The 17171-nt window shown below is 65.4% G+C and carries 11 protein-coding genes; 6 read left to right on the forward strand and 5 right to left on the reverse strand.

Going from position 1 to position 17171, the window contains the following annotated elements; all coding sequences use genetic code 11:
* Positions 1-79: 79 nt before the first annotated feature.
* From ASC93_RS23120 to ASC93_RS23130, 3 genes are read left to right on the forward strand one after another with little or no spacing between them, the layout of a single operon-like run.
* The gene (locus ASC93_RS23120; protein WP_056448014.1) at positions 80-973 is read left to right on the forward strand and encodes an ABC transporter ATP-binding protein; all 894 of its coding nucleotides are present in this window, start codon (positions 80-82) and stop codon (positions 971-973) included.
* 4 nt (positions 974-977) lie between these two features.
* A complete protein-coding gene (locus ASC93_RS23125) occupies positions 978-4559 on the forward strand; it encodes a M1 family aminopeptidase (RefSeq protein WP_056448017.1) in 3582 nt (1193 codons plus the stop codon).
* A 46-nt stretch (positions 4560-4605) separates the two neighbouring features.
* On the forward strand, positions 4606-4818 hold the full coding sequence (locus ASC93_RS23130) for an addiction module protein (RefSeq protein ID WP_056448020.1): 213 nt from the start codon (positions 4606-4608) through the stop codon (positions 4816-4818).
* Between the two features lie 172 nt (positions 4819-4990).
* Here the strand turns inward: ASC93_RS23130 and ASC93_RS23135 are convergent, their stop codons facing one another.
* The 4 genes from ASC93_RS23135 to ASC93_RS23150 form a co-directional block, all read right to left on the reverse strand.
* Complete coding sequence (locus ASC93_RS23135; protein ID WP_056448023.1) at positions 4991-7666, reverse strand: DNA topoisomerase III; 2676 nt, start codon at positions 7664-7666, stop codon at positions 4991-4993.
* A gap of 288 nt (positions 7667-7954) precedes the next feature.
* Positions 7955-8419, reverse strand: a complete 465-nt coding sequence (locus ASC93_RS23140; RefSeq protein WP_056448026.1) for a DUF494 family protein — start codon at positions 8417-8419, stop codon at positions 7955-7957.
* Between the two features lie 122 nt (positions 8420-8541).
* Positions 8542-9747, reverse strand: a complete 1206-nt coding sequence (gene dprA / locus ASC93_RS23145; protein WP_056448029.1) for a DNA-processing protein DprA — start codon at positions 9745-9747, stop codon at positions 8542-8544.
* Between the two features lie 7 nt (positions 9748-9754).
* Complete coding sequence (locus tag ASC93_RS23150) at positions 9755-10870, reverse strand: LysM peptidoglycan-binding domain-containing protein (protein ID WP_056448031.1); 1116 nt, start codon at positions 10868-10870, stop codon at positions 9755-9757.
* Positions 10871-11143: 273 nt separating this feature from the next.
* Between ASC93_RS23150 and def the strand changes: the two genes are divergently transcribed.
* Both def and fmt read left to right on the forward strand, forming a co-directional pair.
* A complete protein-coding gene (gene def, locus ASC93_RS23155; RefSeq protein WP_056448033.1) occupies positions 11144-11671 on the forward strand; it encodes a peptide deformylase in 528 nt (175 codons plus the stop codon).
* A gap of 5 nt (positions 11672-11676) precedes the next feature.
* Positions 11677-12624, forward strand: coding sequence for a methionyl-tRNA formyltransferase (gene fmt / locus ASC93_RS23160; RefSeq protein ID WP_056448268.1), 948 nt, complete (start codon positions 11677-11679; stop codon positions 12622-12624).
* A 205-nt stretch (positions 12625-12829) separates the two neighbouring features.
* Here fmt and ASC93_RS23165 read toward each other — a convergent pair whose 3' ends face one another.
* Positions 12830-13078: a BrnA antitoxin family protein gene (locus tag ASC93_RS23165; RefSeq protein ID WP_368854545.1), complete on the reverse strand. Its 249-nt coding sequence runs from the start codon at positions 13076-13078 to the stop codon at positions 12830-12832.
* A gap of 312 nt (positions 13079-13390) precedes the next feature.
* On the opposite strand from ASC93_RS23165, the gene metH reads away from it, so the two are divergent.
* Positions 13391-17167: a methionine synthase gene (gene metH, locus ASC93_RS23170; RefSeq protein WP_056448039.1), complete on the forward strand. Its 3777-nt coding sequence runs from the start codon at positions 13391-13393 to the stop codon at positions 17165-17167.
* Positions 17168-17171 lie beyond the last annotated feature (4 nt).

Consider the following 17171-nt stretch of genomic DNA (forward strand, 5'->3'; position numbering starts at 1 on the left):
CTGCTGCCTCCTCAGCTCGTTTTTAATACAATGCAACAGTCATGAAATGCGTGCATTGTCACGTGCAACGGGAGTCTCCATGGAATTACAAATCCGCAACCTGTCCAAGACCTATGCCAATGGCGTGGTCGCGCTGGACAAGGTCACGCTGAGCATCCCTCCGGGGATGTTCGGCCTGCTGGGCCCGAACGGGGCCGGCAAGTCGACCCTGATGCGGATCCTCGCCACCTTGCAGGAATGCGACAGCGGCTCCGTCTTCCTGGACGACATCGACGTGCTCGACGAACAGGACGAGGTGCGCCGCCTGCTGGGCTATCTGCCGCAGGATTTCGGCGTCTACCCGAAAGTGACCGCTTACGAACTGCTCGACCATTTTGCACAGTTGAAGGGCCTGGCGCAGCGCCACCGCCGGCGCGAAGTCGTCGACGCCCTGCTGCAGCAGACCAATCTGTTCGAGGTGCGCAACCAGAAATTGGGCACCTTTTCCGGCGGCATGCGCCAGCGCTTCGGCATCGCCCAGGCGCTGCTCGGCGACCCGCAACTGATCATCGTCGACGAACCCACGGCCGGCCTCGACCCGCAGGAACGGGTGCGCTTCCACAACCTGCTGTCCGACATCGGCGAGGACAAGACCGTGATCCTGTCCACGCACATCGTGTCCGACGTGGCCGACCTGTGCGCCAACATGGCGATCATCAACAAGGGCCACGTGCTGCTGTGCGGCGAGCCGGTCCGTCTCATCGAAGGCATCGAGGGCAAGATCTGGGCACGAGTCGTCGGCAAGCAGGACCTGCCCGACTTCCAGAAGCGCCACACCGTCATCTCCACGCGCCTGCTGTCCGGACGCACGCTGATCCACGTGTACGCCGACCGCTATCCCGGCGACGACTTCGAACCGATCCACCCGACCCTGGACGACGTCTACTTCGCCACCATCGCCGGCCGCCACAACGGCCTGGCGGGGAATTGCTGACGCCATGGGCGCGCTCCTCGCCATCGCCGGCTTCGAGGCCAGGCAGCGCCTGAAGCTGCTGTCGACCTGGGTGTATTTCCTTGCCTTCTTCGCACTTGCGCTGCTGTGGATGGCCGCCGCGGGCGGCGTGTTCAAGGACGCCTTCGTGTCGTTCGGCGGCCGCGTCCTGATCAACGCCCCGCGCCAGATCGCGCTGAGCGTGGCCTTCCTCGGCTGCCTCGGCGTCATCGTCGTGGCCGCGATGATGGGGCGTTCGGTGCAGCAGGACTTCGAATACGAGATGCACCACTTCTTCTTCAGCGCGCCGATCCCGAAATACGCGTACGTGTTCGGACGCTTCCTCGGCGCGCTGGCCACGCTGGCCGTCGTGTTCTCGGCGATCCTGTTCGGCACCCTGCTGGGGACCGTGCTGCCCGGGATCGATCCCGCCCGTGTCGGCCCCTATTCGGTGGCCGGCTACCTGCTCCCCTTTTTCCTCACGCTGCTGCCGAACCTGTTCATCTTCGGCGCCATCTTCTTCGTGCTGGCGGCGCTCACGCGGCGCATGCTGGCCGTGTACGTCGCCAGCGTCGTCATGCTGATCGGTTACATCGTCGCCCCGTCGCTGGCGCGCGACCTCGATTACAAGACCCTCGCGGCGCTGATCGACCCGTTCGGCACGACCGCGCTGATCCGCCTGACCGAGTACTGGAGCCTCACGGAACGCAACACGCTGCAGGTCCCGTTCGAAGGCGTCTACCTCATCAACCGCGCGCTCTGGTCGCTGTTCTCGCTCGTCGCACTGGTGCTCGGCTACTGGCGCTTCAGCTTCGTGTCCACGCCCGCGGGCCGGCGCGGCCAGGCGCGGCTTGACGCCGACGCCGCGCCGCAAGCCGCGCCCCTCGCCGCCGACATGCACGAGGCACCGGACTTCGCCGCGCGCAGCCTCGCCGTGCTGCTGGCGAAATCGAGCTGGCTCGCGTTCCGGGAATCCGTCAAGAACGTCTACTTCGCCGTGATCGTCCTCGCGGGCATGCTGACCCTCATCGTCAGCTCGCTCGACCTGGGCGCGATCTACGGCACGAAGACCTATCCCGTCACCTACATGGTGCTGGAACTGATCCGCGACGTGTTCGCGCTGTTCCTGCTGGTCGTCACGACGTTCTATGCCGGCGAGATGGTGTGGCGCGAGCGCGAGGCGCGCATGGGCCTGATGCTGGACGCGCTGCCCGTGCCCAGCTGGCTGCCGCTGGCCGCCAAGACCATCGCCCTCGTCGGCCTGCAGGCGCTGCTGCTGCTGGCCGCGATGCTGTGCGGGATGGGCATCCAGCTGGCGCACGGCTACGTGACGCTGGAGCCGGGCCTGTACCTGACGACGCTGTTCGGCATCCTGCTGCCCCGCTACGTGCTGCTGGCCGTGCTGGCGATCGCCGCCCAGGCCATCCTGAACCACAAATACCTCGCCTACTTCGCGCTGGTGACGTATTACGTGGCCACGCTGTTCCTCGGCGGCTTCGGCCTCGACCACCCGATGCTCGTGTACGGCGCGCTGCCGGACGTGACCTATTCGGCCATGAACGGCTTCGGCCATTTCCTGGCACTGCAGCGCGCGCTGCAAGTCTACTGGGGCGGCGCGGCCGTCGTCCTGTTCACCATCGCGCTCGTGCTGTGGCCGCGCGGCGTGAGCGACAGCTTCGCCGAGCGCCTGCAACTGGCGCGCCGCCGCCTGACGCCCGGCGTGTTGAAAGCGTTCGCGGCCGGCATCCTGATCTTCGCCGCCAGCGGCGCCCTGCTGTGGTACAACCTCGTGCACCTGGGCGCGTACCAGACGGCCTGGCACAAGGAGCAGGTGCGCGCCGACTACGAGCTGCGCTACAAGCGCTACGCGAAACTGCCGCAGCCGCGCATCACGGACGTCGGCCTGCAGGTCGATATCCATCCCGGCAGCCGCACGCTGAAGGTGCACGGCTTCTACCAGCTGGAAAACCGCACGGGCGCGCCGGTGCGCGACGTCGTCCTGTTCCAGAAGCCCGGCCCGGCATTCCATCCGCGCTTCGCGCAGGCGGCGCGGCTGCTGCGCGCCGATCCGGCGCACGGCTTCTATCATTACCTGCTGGCGTCGCCCCTGCAGCCGGGCGCGCGCACGGCGCTGGAATTCGACCTGCTGGACGCCCCCGGCGGCATCCTGGGACTGGGCCGCGACACGGCCGTCGTCGGCAACGGCACCTTCTTCAGCAACGAGATCCTGCCGCACGTCGGCTACCAGCGCACGTACGAGCTGGAGGACGACCGCGACCGCAAGCGCCACGGCCTCGCGCCCCGGGAACGCATGGCCGCGCGCGACGACCAGGGCGCGCGCGCGAACAACTACATCGCCAACGACGCCGACTGGATCCACTTCGACGCCGTCGTCAGCACGAGCCCGGACCAGACGGTCGTCGCGCCGGGCACGCTGGAGCAGGAGTGGATGAGCGGCGGGCGGCGCTGGTTCCATTACAAGGCCGACAAGCCGGTGCTGAACTTCTACACGTTCCAGTCGGCCCGCTACGAAGTGCGCCACGACCGCTGGCAGGACGTGACGATCGACGTCTATTACCAACCCGGCCACGAGTTCAACGTCGACCGCATGATCCGCGGCGCCAAGGCGGCCCTCGCCTACGGCTCGAAGCACTTCAGCCCCTACCAGAACCGCGAGCTGCGCATCGCGGAGTTTCCCCGCTATGCATCGTACGCGCAGGCGGCGCCGGGCACGATCCCGTTCTCGGAAAGCGTGGGCTTCATCGCCAAGGTGGACCCGGAATCGCGCAAGGACATCGACTACCCGTATTACATCAGCGCGCACGAAGTGGGCCACCAGTGGTGGGCGCACCAGATCGTCGGCGCCGACGTTCGCGGCGCGACCGTGCTGTCGGAAAGCCTCGCCGAATACACGGCGCTGATGACGATGAAGAACACGCTGGGATCGAGCAAAATGCGGCGCTTCCTGCGCTACGACCTCGAGGAATACCTGATGGGCCGCGCGCGCGAGAACAAGAAGGAGCTGCCGCTCGCGCAAAACGAGAACCAGAGCTACATCCACTACCACAAGGGCAGCCTCGCGATGTACCTGCTGCAGGACATGGTGGGCGAGGACGCCGTCAACGGCGTGCTGCACGGCCTGCTGCTGGAATACGCGTACAAGGGGCCGCCGTATCCGACCGTGGCGACGCTGGTCGAGCGGCTGCGCGGCATCACGCCGCCGGACAAGGCCTACCTGATCGACGACCTGTTCGAATCCATCGTCCTGTACGAAAACCACACCGACGGCGCGACTGCGCACCGCCGGCCGGACGGCAAGTACGAGGTGGAGATCCGCGCCACGGCCGGCAAGGTACGCGCCGGCGACCGGGGCGAGGAACAGGCCGTGCCGTTGCGCGACTACATCGAATTCGGCGTCGACGACCAGGACGGCAACCCGCTCGCGCGCGAGCGCCGGCTCGTGACGCAGGCCGACCAGCGCGTCGTGCTCGTGGTCGACGGCCGCCCGGCGCGGGCCGGCATCGATCCCGACAACAAGCTGATCGACAGGAAGCCAACGGACAATATGCAGCCAGTCGACATGCACTGAACTTCACGTTATGATCTGGTCACAAAACCCTGCTAGGAGACACTCCATGTCCAATGCCACCGTCGCCGAACTGGCCGGTCAGATCCAGCAACTGTCCCCCGAGGACAGGCATGAGCTGTTGCGTCTGCTGATGGTGGACAGTGACGACGGTGACCAGGATGCCGACGAAGCCTGGCGCAACGAAATCGTGCGCCGCGTGAAGGCGATCCGCAATGGCGAGGCGGCCATCCGGGCGCTGCAGGAGGATTGGCGCGAATAACGCCGCCGGACGTAAAAAAACCGCGATGCCGGAAGGATCGCGGTTTTTTTTATTCGTTCGATAACGAGAAGCGCCTGAAGCACGTCGCCCCTGCGAAGGCAGGGGCCCAAGTTTTGCCGTCGGCAACGCGACGCCGAACTTGGGTCTCCGCCTTCGCGGGGACGACGGTGGCTTATTCGCCGGCGACCGCCTTCTTGGCCGTCGTGGCGCGCTTGGCCGGTGCTTTTTTGGCCGCAGCCGTCTTGGTGGCCGCTTTCGCCGCAGGTTTCGCGGCGGCCTTCGTCGCCGCGGTCTTGCGCGCGGCCGGCTTGGCGGCGGCGGCTTCCGCGCCGCTATCGCCTTCCTCGGCCTGTTCCTTGGGCTTCGCGCCCGGCTTGGCCTTGCGCTCCTCGAACTCGAAGCTGATCTTGCCGTCCTTGCCGCGCACGAGGAACGCCTTGAACGACCGGCGGGTCCGTTGCGAGACGAAGCCCGGCAGCAGGTCGGTCTTGCCTTCGTTCAGCAGCTTGGCCATCTGCTCGGGCAGGATCTCCTGCTGCAGGATGATGCGGCTGCTGCGGAAATCGCAGGTCTTGGGCTTGGCGACCGTATGTTCGCAGACATAGGCCAGGCCCATCTCGTACACATTGCCGGCGCACTTGGGGCACGGGCCGAGCGGCGTCTGACCGGTGAAGTCGACGCCTTCTCCGTCCTCGCCCTCGTCCTGGTCCTGGCCGAAGTCGAATTCCAGCTTGTAGTTGTGGATGTCCTCGTCGCGCACGATGCGCAGGATCGCGGCGAACGGCCGGCCCATCTTCGAGCGGAAGCCCTGCAGCGGACCGATGGTGCGCTTCTCCAGCAGTTCCTCGACTTCCTCGATCTCGAACTGGCGCCCGCCCGGCACCTTGCTCATCGAGAAATCGCACTTGGTGCAGGCGAAGCGGCGGTAGTTTTCCTTGACGACGCCACCGCAGTTCGGGCACGGCGTCTTCAAGGTGGCGTACTCGCCCGGGATCGTGTCGTTGTTGTATTCCTTGGCGCGCTTGACGATGATCTCGGTCATCTCGGCGATTTCGCGCATGAACTCTTCGCGCGACATCAGCCCCTTTTCCATCTGCGACAGCTTGTATTCCCATTCGCCCGTCAGTTCCGGCGCCGTCAATTCGTTCACGCCGAGGCCGCGCAGCAGGGTCATCAGCTGGAACGCCTTGGCGGTCGGGATCATCTCCCGGCCTTCGCGCAGCAGGTATTTTTCCGTCAGCAGGCCTTCGATGATCGCGGCGCGCGTGGCCGGCGTGCCGAGGCCCTTGCCGGCCATGGCGTCGCGCAATTCGTCGGAATCGACCAGCTTGCCGGCGCCTTCCATCGCCGACAGCAGGGTCGCTTCGTTGTAGCGTGCGGGCGGCTTGGTGACGAGGCCGTTGGCATTGACCTGCTCGGCCTTCACCAGCTCGCCCTTCGCCACCGGCACGAGGCTGGCGCCGTCCTTGTCGTCGCCCGTCGTGTCCTTGCCGTACACGGCCAGCCAGCCCGGGTTCGTCATGACCTTGCCCTCGGTCTTGAACTGGTGCCCTTCGACTTCGGTGAAGCGGGTCGTGACGAGGAATTCCGCGGCCGGGAAGAACACGGCCATGAAGCGGCGCGTGACGAGGTCGTACAGCTTCTGTTCCGGCTCGGACAGGTTCTTCGGCGCGACGCCCGTCGGGATGATCGCGAAGTGGTCCGAGATCTTGCTGTTGTCGAAGATGCGCTTGTTCGGCTTGACCCAGCCCTTGTCCAGGATCTGCTTGGCGAACGGCAGATAGTTCGAACTGCCCTTCAACACTTCCAGCGTGGACTTGACGGTGTCCAGGTAGTCTTCCGGCAGCGCGCGCGCATCCGTACGGGGGTAGGTCAGCACCTTGTGCTTTTCGTACAGCGCCTGCGCCAGGCCCAGCGTGTTCTTGGCCGAGAAGCCGAAGCGGCCGTTGGCCTCGCGCTGCAGCGACGTCAGGTCGAACAGCGCGGGCGCCATCGACGTGGTCGGTTTCGATTCTTCGGTGACCTTGCCCTGCTTGCCCATGCAGGCGGCAACGATGGCGTCGGCCGCCGCCTTCGACCACAGGCGCTCGGCACGCTTCTCGGCGTCGTTCTCGTCTTTCTTGAACCCGGTGTCGAGCCAGCGGCCTTCGTACATGCCGGCGGCGCAGCGGAATTCCGCGCGCACTTCCCAGTAGTCGCGCGCCACGAATTTCTTGATCTTCTCTTCGCGCTCGACGACGATCGACAGGGTCGGCGTCTGCACGCGGCCCACGGTGGTCAGGTAGAAGCCGCCCTCTTTCGAGTTGAAGGCCGTCATCGCACGGGTCCCGTTGATGCCGATCAGCCAGTCCGCCTCCGAGCGGCAGCGCGCGGCGTCGGCCAGCGGCAGCATGTCCTGGTCGCTGCGCAGGTGGGCGAAGCCGTCGCGGATGGCGTTCGGCGTCATCGATTGCAGCCACAGGCGCTTGACGGTCTGCTTGGCCTTGGCGTTCTGGGCGATCAGGCGGAAGATCAGTTCACCTTCGCGGCCCGCGTCGCATGCGTTGATCAGGGTATCGACATCCTTGCGCTTGATCAGCTTGTTCAGCACTTTGAGGCGCGACTCCGTCTTCGCGATCGGATTCAGCGCGAAGTACGGCGGAATCATGGGCAGGTGCGTAAAACTCCACTTGCCGCGCTTGACGTCGTATTCCTCGGGCACCGCGATCTCGAGCAGGTGGCCGACGGCGGACGACAGGACGTAGTCGTCGGATTCGAAATACTCATCGTGCTTGGTAAAGCCGCCGAGCGCCTTGGCGATATCGTTCGCCACGGAGGGTTTTTCGGCAATGATGAGGGCTTTGGTCATATGGTTTCTCGTACTTGTTCTTGGCTTTGGCTCGCGCATCATACATGAGCCATAGATCAGGGCGGCTCGATAAGCCGGCCGCTCGTTGTCTTATTATTAGCTTATTGGTAACTTTGGCAGGTAGCGGCCAATGATAAGCGGGTTGCCGCGCAATCCGCAAGTAGACTCTGCCTGCGTGCGCATTGTGGCAACCCACCTATCCTGCCGAGCAAAATACGCTCGATCTTGCTTTGTCGCAAGAAAAAACGGGGCCGCAGCCCCGTTTTCGTAGTCATGATCGTATCGCTGTCAATGCAGCAGGCGCGGCGCCGCGTCTTCCTCGTCCGAACCGAACAGGTCATCGAACATCAGCGCGTCCGGTTCCTTGCCCTGGCTCCACAGGAGCATCAGGACGATGATCTTGAGCTTGCCCAGCGTGACGGGCGATTCGTCCAGTGCCAGCGCGCGTTCGATGACGATTTCGCGCTGCGACGCGGACAGCAAGCCGGCCAGTTCGAGGAACTGGATGAAGCCGACGGCGGCGCTGCCGAGCGTATCGACTTCCTGGGCAATATAGAAGCGCGTACCGCTCGATTCGAGCGCGGGATTGGTCGTCCCGGCCATTTCCCTCAGGCCATTTAACCAGTCCAGCGCTTCGGAAATTTCGATATCGTCGAAACCGACGGCGGACAGCTTGCGTGCCAGGGCCTCCGGCTCGGGGCAGGCATCGGGACGGTAATACGTCTCGTAAAGATAGACTAGGATGTCGAACATGGTGACGCTACTGTAGCAGCTAAACTCCTCGCGGCACAAGTGCGTCACGTGCGCCACTAACGCCCGGAAACATCAGCGTTGTTTATCGGCCTTATCGGGTTTGCCAGCAGTGTTCCTCCCAATTATCGCTTGATTATCCTCTGAACGAGGCCGCCCGGGAGGCGTTCGACACGCCCCGCCAGTTCCAGCACGAGCAGGCGCGCACTGAGTTCTCCCGGGTGCCAGCCGAGCCGGGCCAGCAATACGTCCGGGTCGCCGGGGTCGTGGCCGAGGGCCGCCAGCAGCGCGGCTTCGGCTTGCCCGTCGGCATCAGCTTCCGGGCTGTTATCGATCTTGTTATCCGTTAAGGAAATATCTGCGGCGGGTAAGCCGGGCGCCAGGCGGGCCGCCTGCAATGCGAGCAGCGGGGACGGCGCGAGCGCTTCCAGCACGTCGCGCGCCGTGTCGACGAGTTTCGCGCCCTCGCGAATCAGCATGTGGCAACCCTTGGCCAGCGCCGCGTGGATCGAGCCGGGAATCGCGAACACGTCGCGCCCCTGCTCGGCCGCCTGGTGCGCCGTGATCAGCGAGCCGGACTGCGCGGCCGCCTCGACGACGAGCACGCCGGCCGCGAGGCCGCTGATGATCCGGTTGCGTTTAGGGAAATTGCCCGGCAACGGCGGCGTGCCGACGGGATATTCGCTGACGATGCAGCCTTCATGGGCAATGCGTTCGCACAGGGCACGGTTGCGGGCCGGGTAGGCGATGTCGGGACCGGTGCCGACGACGGCGACGGTCCCGCCGCAGCGGCGCAGCGCGCCCTCGTGCGCGGCGGCGTCGATGCCCAGCGCGAGGCCGGATACGATGCACAGCCCGGCTGCAGACAACGCTTCCGCGAACGCCTGCGCGTTCGCCCTGCCCTGCACGCTGGCATTGCGGCTGCCGACGATGGCGAGGGCCGGTCCGTCCAGTATATGTGCATGCCCTCTAATATAGAGGAGCAGCGGCGGGTCGGGGATGCGGGCCAGCAGCTCGGGATAGCCGGGTTCGCCCAGCGCGAGGACGTGGTGGCCGGGCGTGGCCAGCCAGTCCAGCGTGGCGTCGATCAGGCGGCGCGTCGTGTCGGCGGGAGGTTGCAGCAGGGCGTGCGCCTGCGCCGGGCTCACGTGGGCGGCCAGCGCGGCAAAGTCGGCGGCAAACACGGCGCCAGGGGTGCCGAACGCTGCCAGCAGCGTGGCCGCCGCGCGCGGACCGACGCCGGGGCTGCGCTCCAGGCGCAGCCAGGCGGCCAGCCGGTCCGGCGGGGAGGATGAGGGTGCAGGCGCCAGGTGAAGGTCCGTGTCCTGCACGGTGGGGTTACTCCGGTGATTTCGCGACGTCGCCGATCTGCACGGGCGCCGTCACCTGCATGACCAGGCCATACGCGACATGGTCGAAAACCCGGAAGATGAACAGTTCGCCGTATTGCTCGTCCGGGAGCCTCAGTCTGGCCTTGCCGAAGCCGAGGAAGCCTTTGCTTTCCGGGTCCGTCACGGTCTGTCCGAGATGATAAAACTGCAGCACGGCGCCGACATCGAGTCCGTCAAGCGTGCCCCGATTGACAGTCACGACCTGATTCTGCGCCGCGTAATTCGATTCGGACGCCATGGCCATCACGCGCGCCACCACCGGCCGGGCGGGCGCGTGCGGCACGTAGTTGCGCAGCGGCGCGGGCGGCGTCGGCAGCAGGCGGTCGCCGACGCCCATTTCCTTCACCGACTTGGTGACGACGAAGGTGTGCACGTCCGTGCCCGGTCCCGCCGCCTTCACGAGACGCGCCGTGCCGACATAGGCCGCCTCGTAGGCGGTGACCTTGTTGGTATCCGGGTCGACCAGCTCCTTGCCCGGACGGAAGACCTGGAAGCTGGTCGCCCCGTCGAGTGCGCCGCGCACATAGATGCGGTCGCCTTCTACGAGGTAGAGCCGGTCTTCCTGGGCGGCGACGATGCGCGCCGCGCCGGCCAGCGCCTGCTGTTCGACGACGAGCGGCTGGGTCAGGAAAGGTTCGATCGCCCCGGCCGGAATCGCGGGCACGGCATTGTTCTCGCCCAGGTCGTCGGTGCGCAGCTGCGGCGACAGGCGCACGACGGGCGGCTCGCCGGCATCCGTTGCGGTGCCCGGTTTGTTCAACGTGAGACGGCCGTGGGCGCGGTCGAAATAGACGACCTGGCCCGGGTAGATCCAGTGCGGATTGCGGATGTCGTCGCGGTTCATGCCCCAGACCTGGGGCCAGCACCACGGATGCTCGAGGAAGGCGCCGGAAATGTCCCACAAGGTATCGCCCTTGACGACGACGTGCTGGTCGGGCGCGTTCGGGCGGAACGAACAGGTCGTGGCGGCCTGCGCCGGAATGGCCGCAAGGAAGGCGAACGCGGCCGTGGCAGCGGTGCGGATCGCGAGCGATCGGGCAGCGCCTGTGCTAAAATTTTTCATTGGAGAGTCCGTAAAGTGCCGTATCGACACGAGTGCTACGCCACCTCGGCCGGCAACAAAGCAGGAAACAGACGACTCTTCGACCGCGCAGCGGATCATAAAGGGTCGCAAGAGTTGCCTTACTGAATCAAATTCTGCCGAGAAATCCCTGAACTAGCAAGACAAACCGTGCCCGGCAGCGGGGACGGCGTGTTGCGTTTATGCCTGTGCAGCCTTTGAATCGCGCGACGGACCCCGATATACCGATTATTGAACGACTTCGACTACACAGCCATGGCTTTACTGAACATCCTCCGCTACCCCGACCCGCGCCTGCACAAGGTCGCCAAGCCGGTCACCGAATTCGGCGACCGCCTCCACAAGCTGGTGGCGGACATGGCCGAAACCATGTACGACGCCCCCGGCGTGGGCCTGGCCGCGACGCAGGTCGACGTGCACGAGCGCATCGTCGTCATCGACGTGACCGAGACCAAGGACAACCTGCTGGTCTTCGTCAACCCGGAAATCGTCTGGTCCAGCCCGGACAAGCAGGTCTACGACGAAGGCTGCCTGTCGGTGCCCGGCATCTATGACGGCGTCGAACGTCCGGCACGCGTCAAGGTACGCGCTGTCGACCAGGATAACAAGCCCTTCGAGCTCGAGGCCGACGGCCTGCTGGCGGTGTGCATCCAGCACGAACTGGACCACTTGATGGGCAAGGTCTTCGTGGAATACCTGTCGCCGCTCAAGCGCAACCGCATCAAGACGAAGCTGCAGAAGGAAGAGCGCGACATGCAGCGCTCGTCCGCCCGCCGCGCATGAGCGGCCTGAAAGTCGTCTTCGCCGGCACGCCGGAATTTGCCGCCGTGGCGCTGCGCGCCCTGCTCGGCGCCGGTTTCGACGTGCCGCTCGTGCTGACCCAGCCGGATCGCCCGGCCGGACGCGGCATGCAGTTGCAGGCGTCCGCCGTGAAACAGGTCGCCGTCGCGCACGGCATCGAGGTATTGCAGCCGGTGTCGCTGCGCATGGATGCGAAGGACCCGCAGCGCGCCAGCGAGGCACAGGCCGCGCACGCGCGCCTGCTGGCGACGACGTACGACGTGATGGTCGTGGCCGCCTACGGCCTGATCCTGCCCCGTTCCACGCTCGACATCAAACCGTGCATCAATATCCACGGCTCCATCCTGCCGCGCTGGCGCGGCGCCGCGCCCATCCACCGCGCGATCGAATCGGGCGACGCGGAAACGGGCGTCACCATCATGGAAATGGAAGAAGGCCTGGACACGGGCCCGATGCTGCTCGTCGAGCGCATCGCCATCGACGACGCGGACACGACGGGCAGCCTGCACGACAAGCTGGCGGCCCTCGGCGGCCGCATGATCGTCGATGCGCTACAAAAAATGGCGCAGGGTCAATTGGAAGCCGTGCCCCAGCCGGAGGAAGGCGTGACGTATGCCGCCAAGATCGGCAAGGAAGAAGCGAAGCTCGACTGGACGCTGGCGGCCGTCGACCTCGCACGCAAGGTGCGCGCCTTCAATCCGTTTCCCGGGGCCCAGGCCCAAGCGGGATCGACGACGATCAAGATCTGGAACGCGCAACCCGTCGATGGCCAGGGCCAGCCGGGCCAGGTGCTCCAGGCCGATGCCCACGGCATCGTGGTCGCCTGCGGCACGGGCGCGCTTCGTTTGACGGAACTGCAAAAGCCGGGCGGCAAGCGCCTGGCGGCGGCCGAATTCCTGAAGGGCTTTTCGTTCGACGGCCTCGCGTTCGCCTGAAAACGACGCGGCAATAAAGAAGGGCATCAGCCGGTTCGCGCCGGATGATGCCCTTCTGTTTTTCGTTTCGCTTGTTGAGCTTATGTAGTTTGGTGGGCGGAGGCCGCCCACCCTACGGGCGCATGCCCGACATGGCACACCGTTCCGGCATCAGGCCCTGAAGGCCCGCGGGGCGCTGTGCCCCGACCATCACGTTGACAAGGAATCAGTGCTGCTCGCCCTGAGCACGCACGCGATTCGCTTCCATGTATTCGCGCAGGACCTGGTTGATGCGGGTCTGGTAGCCAGGACCGGCCGACTTGAACCATTCCAGCATGTCCACATCCAGGCGGATCGTGACGATTTGTTTGACGCCGGCGACGGTGTGGGTCTTGGCCGGAGCGCTTTCCTCGCTGCGCGCTGCCGGCTGGTCCCACTCGGATACGTATTCTTTGTTCATTGCAATTCTTCCCATTTTGGAGGCGGAACAACAGTCCGCACATTCCGTTGATTGGACGCGTACTGATCGTGAAACCGCGACTGCGGCGGTTCCATGAAGTTAATTGTCGTCCCTGTATGTATCCAGGAAATTGCTAATATGCGGCAATTTGTATCCCAATGTAACAATGCAGCTTTTGATACAGTGCGTTACAAACGTCTTTACAACGCCGTCTTTTTTTGAGCGAACCGTGGACTGCCGGCCGCACCGGGAACAAACTCGGCCAGTAACGGTATAATCACAGACCCGCCTCATATTTATCTCCAGCAGACCCCAGGAAAGCCAACGATGATCACCGCCGTCCACGCCCCCTCCCCCGTCGAAGCCAAGTTGCGCGAGATCCTCGCGCGCCGCATCATGATCCTGGACGGCGCGATGGGCACGATCATCCAGCAATACAAGCTGGACGAGCAGGCCTACCGCGGCGGTCCGGGCGGGCGCTTCGCCACTTTCACGGCGCCCGCCGCCAGTGGGGCGCGCGAGCTGTTCGTCAAGGGCAACAACGAATTGCTGAACCTGACGCAGCCGCAGATCATCCAGGAAATCCACGAGCGCTACCTGGCCGCCGGCGCCGACATCATCGAGACGAACACGTTCGGCGCGACCGGCGTCGCCCAGGACGACTACCACATGGCGCACCTCGTGCGCGAGATGAACGTGGAAGCCGCGAAGCTGGCCCGCGCCGCGTGCGTGAAGTATTCGACGCCGGACAAGCCCCGCTACGCCGCCGGCGCCCTCGGCCCGACGCCGAAGACGGCATCCATTTCGCCGGACGTGAACGACCCGGCCGCGCGCAACGTCACGTTCGACCAGCTCGTCGCGGCGTACTACGAACAGGTCGACGCGCTCGTCGAGGGCGGCGTCGACCTGCTGCTCGTCGAGACCATCTTCGACACGCTGAACTGCAAGGCCGCGCTGTTCGCCATCGACCAGTATTTCACCGAGCACCCGGCAACGCCGCGCCTGCCGCTGATGATCTCCGGCACCGTCACGGACGCGTCGGGCCGCATCCTGTCCGGCCAGACCGTGCCGGCGTTCTGGAACTCCGTGCGCCATGCAAAGCCGCTGACGATCGGCCTGAACTGCGCGCTGGGCGCCGCCCTGATGCGCCCGTACGCGGAAGAGCTGTCGCAGATCGCCGACACGTTCGTCTGCATCTACCCGAACGCCGGCCTGCCCAACCCGATGAGCGACACCGGCTTCGACGAGCTGCCGGAAGACACGTCCGCCCTGCTGCGCGAATTCGCCGACGCCGGCTTCGTCAACATCGCCGGCGGCTGCTGCGGCACGACGCCGGAGCACATCCAGGCCATCGGCGCCCTGCTGGCCGATTGCCCGCCGCGGACCGTGCCCGAGATCCCCGTCGCGCTGCGCCTGTCCGGCCTGGAGCCGTTCGTCGTCGACGACACCTCGCTGTTCGTCAACGTCGGCGAGCGCACCAACGTCACGGGTTCGAAGGCGTTCGCGCGCATGATCCTGAACGAGCAGTTCGACGAAGCGCTGTCCGTCGCGCGCCAGCAGGTCGAGAACGGCGCCCAGGTCATCGACATCAACATGGACGAGGCGATGCTCGATTCGCAGGCCGCGATGACGCGCTTCCTGAACCTGATCGCATCGGAACCGGACATCTCGCGCGTGCCGATCATGATCGACTCCTCCAAGTGGAGCGTGATCGAGGCCGGCCTGAAATGCGTGCAGGGCAAGGCCATCGTCAACTCGATCTCGATGAAGGAAGGCGAGGAAGAATTCCTGCGCCAGGCCACCCTGTGCCGCCGCTACGGCGCCGCGGTGATCGTGATGGCCTTCGACGAGAAGGGCCAGGCCGACACGTTCGAGCGCAAGATCGAGATCTGCAAGCGCGCCTACGACACCCTCGTGCAGAAGGTCGGCTTCCCGCCGGAAGACATCATCTTCGACCCGAACATCTTCGCCATCGCCACCGGCATCGAAGAGCACAACAACTACGCCGTCGACTTCATCAACGCCACGCGCTGGATCCGCGAGCACCTGCCGTATGCGAAGGTGTCGGGCGGCGTGTCGAACGTGTCGTTCTCGTTCCGCGGCAACGACCCCGCGCGCGAAGCGATCCACACCGTGTTCCTGTACCACGCCATCAAGGCCGGCATGACGATGGGTATCGTCAACGCGGGCATGGTGGGCGTGTACGACGATCTCTCTCCGGAGCTGCGCGAGCGCGTGGAAGACGTCGTGCTGAACCGCCGCGACGACGCCACCGAGCGCATGATCGAATTCGCCGGCACCCTGAAGGCCGGCGGCGCGAAACAGGAACAGAATCTCGAGTGGCGCGACGCGCCCGTCGGCAAGCGCCTCGCGCACGCGCTCGTGCACGGCATCACGCAGTGGATCGTCGAGGACACCGAGGAAGCGCGCGCCGCGATCGAGAACGCAGGCGGCCGCCCGATCCAGGTGATCGAAGGCCCGCTGATGGACGGCATGAACGTCGTCGGCGACCTGTTCGGCCAGGGCAAGATGTTCCTGCCGCAGGTGGTGAAATCGGCGCGCGTGATGAAGCAGGCCGTCGCCCACCTGATCCCGTTCATCGAGGAAGAAAAGGCGGCGGAGGAAGCGCGCACGGGCATCGTCGCGAAACCGAAGGGCAAGATGGTCATCGCCACCGTGAAAGGCGACGTGCACGACATCGGCAAGAACATCGTGTCCGTGGTCCTGCAGTGTAACAACTTCGAGATCGTCAACATGGGCGTGATGGTGCCCGCGTCCGAGATCCTCGCGAAGGCCAAGGAAGAAAACGCGGACATCATCGGCCTCTCCGGCCTGATCACGCCGTCGCTCGAAGAGATGGCCCACGTCGCGCGCGAGATGCAGCGCGACCCGTGGTTCCGCGACCGCCGCATTCCCCTCCTGATCGGCGGCGCGACGACGAGCCGCGCGCACACGGCCGTCAAGATCGCGCCGCATTACGAAGGCCCGGTCGTGTACGTGCCGGACGCGTCGCGCTCCGTCTCGGTGGGCCAGTCGCTCGTGACGGCGGAGACCCGCGACGGCTACGTCGCCGAGATCGCCGAGGACTACGTGCGCATCCGCGAACAGCACGCCAATAAAAAGGCGCTGCCGATGGTGAGCCTCGAACAGGCGCGCGCCAACAAGGCGCAGCTGGCGTTCGCGCCGCTGAAGCCGAAGTTCGTCGGCCGCCGCGTCTTCAAGAACGTCGACCTGGGCACGCTCGCCCGCTACATCGACTGGGGCCCGTTCTTCCAGACCTGGGACCTGGCCGGCCCGTATCCCGCGATCCTGACCGACGAGGTGGTGGGCGAAGCGGCAGCAAAGGTGTTCGAGGAAGGCCAGGCGCTGCTGAAGAAGATCATCGACGGCCGCTGGCTGACGGCGAACGGCGCCGTTGCCCTGCTGCCCGCGAACAGCGTCAACGACGACGACATCGAGATCTACACGGACGACACCCGCGGCGAGGTCGCGTTCACCTGGTACGGCCTGCGCCAGCAGGGCGTCAAGCCGGTGGTGGACGGCGTGCAGCGCCCGAACCAGTGCCTGTCCGACTTCATCGCGCCGAAATCGTCCGGCATCGCCGACTACATCGGCATGTTCGCCGTGACGGCGGGCATCGGCGCCGAGAAGATCGAGAAGCGCTTCGAGGCGCAAGGCGACGACTACTCGTCGATCATGGTGAAGGCCCTGGCCGACCGCCTGGCGGAAGCCTTCGCCGAGTACATGCACGAGCGCGTGCGCACGGACCTGTGGGGTTATGTGGCGGACGAGAAGCTGTCGAACGAGGCGCTGATCAAGGAAGAATACGTCGGCATCCGCCCGGCGCCGGGCTATCCGGCGTGCCCGGAGCACACCGTGAAGGCCGACCTGTTCAAGACCCTGCAGGCCGAGGAGATCGGCATGGAATTGACGGAGTCGTTCGCGATGTATCCGGGCGCCGCGGTGTCGGGCTTCTACTTCTCGCACCCGGAGTCGAAGTATTTCGTCGTCGGCAAGATCGGGCAGGACCAGCTCGACGACATGGCCAAGCGCCGCGGCCTGCCGAAGGACGAGGTGGAACGCTACCTCGCGCCGAACCTCTGATCGA

Source organism: Massilia sp. Root335 (assembly GCF_001425685.1).
GTDB lineage: Bacteria > Pseudomonadota > Gammaproteobacteria > Burkholderiales > Burkholderiaceae_D > Telluria > Telluria luteola.

Bases quoted from the DNA above. Each gene is read 5' to 3' on its own strand.
- ASC93_RS23125 (WP_056448017.1), top strand. From the start codon at position 978: ATGGGCGCGCTCCTCGCCATCGCCGGCTTCGAGGCCAGGCAGCGCCTG.
- ASC93_RS23135 (WP_056448023.1), bottom strand. From the start codon at position 7,666: ATGACCAAAGCCCTCATCATTGCCGAAAAACCCTCCGTGGCGAACGAT.
- ASC93_RS23150 (WP_056448031.1), bottom strand. From the start codon at position 10,870: ATGAAAAATTTTAGCACAGGCGCTGCCCGATCGCTCGCGATCCGCACC.
- ASC93_RS23165 (WP_368854545.1), bottom strand. From the start codon at position 13,078: ATGGGAAGAATTGCAATGAACAAAGAATACGTATCCGAGTGGGACCAG.
- def (WP_056448033.1), top strand. From the start codon at position 11,144: ATGGCTTTACTGAACATCCTCCGCTACCCCGACCCGCGCCTGCACAAG.
- ASC93_RS23130 (WP_056448020.1), top strand. From the start codon at position 4,606: ATGTCCAATGCCACCGTCGCCGAACTGGCCGGTCAGATCCAGCAACTG.
- metH (WP_056448039.1), top strand. From the start codon at position 13,391: ATGATCACCGCCGTCCACGCCCCCTCCCCCGTCGAAGCCAAGTTGCGC.
- ASC93_RS23140 (WP_056448026.1), bottom strand. From the start codon at position 8,419: ATGTTCGACATCCTAGTCTATCTTTACGAGACGTATTACCGTCCCGAT.
- ASC93_RS23120 (WP_056448014.1), top strand. From the start codon at position 80: ATGGAATTACAAATCCGCAACCTGTCCAAGACCTATGCCAATGGCGTG.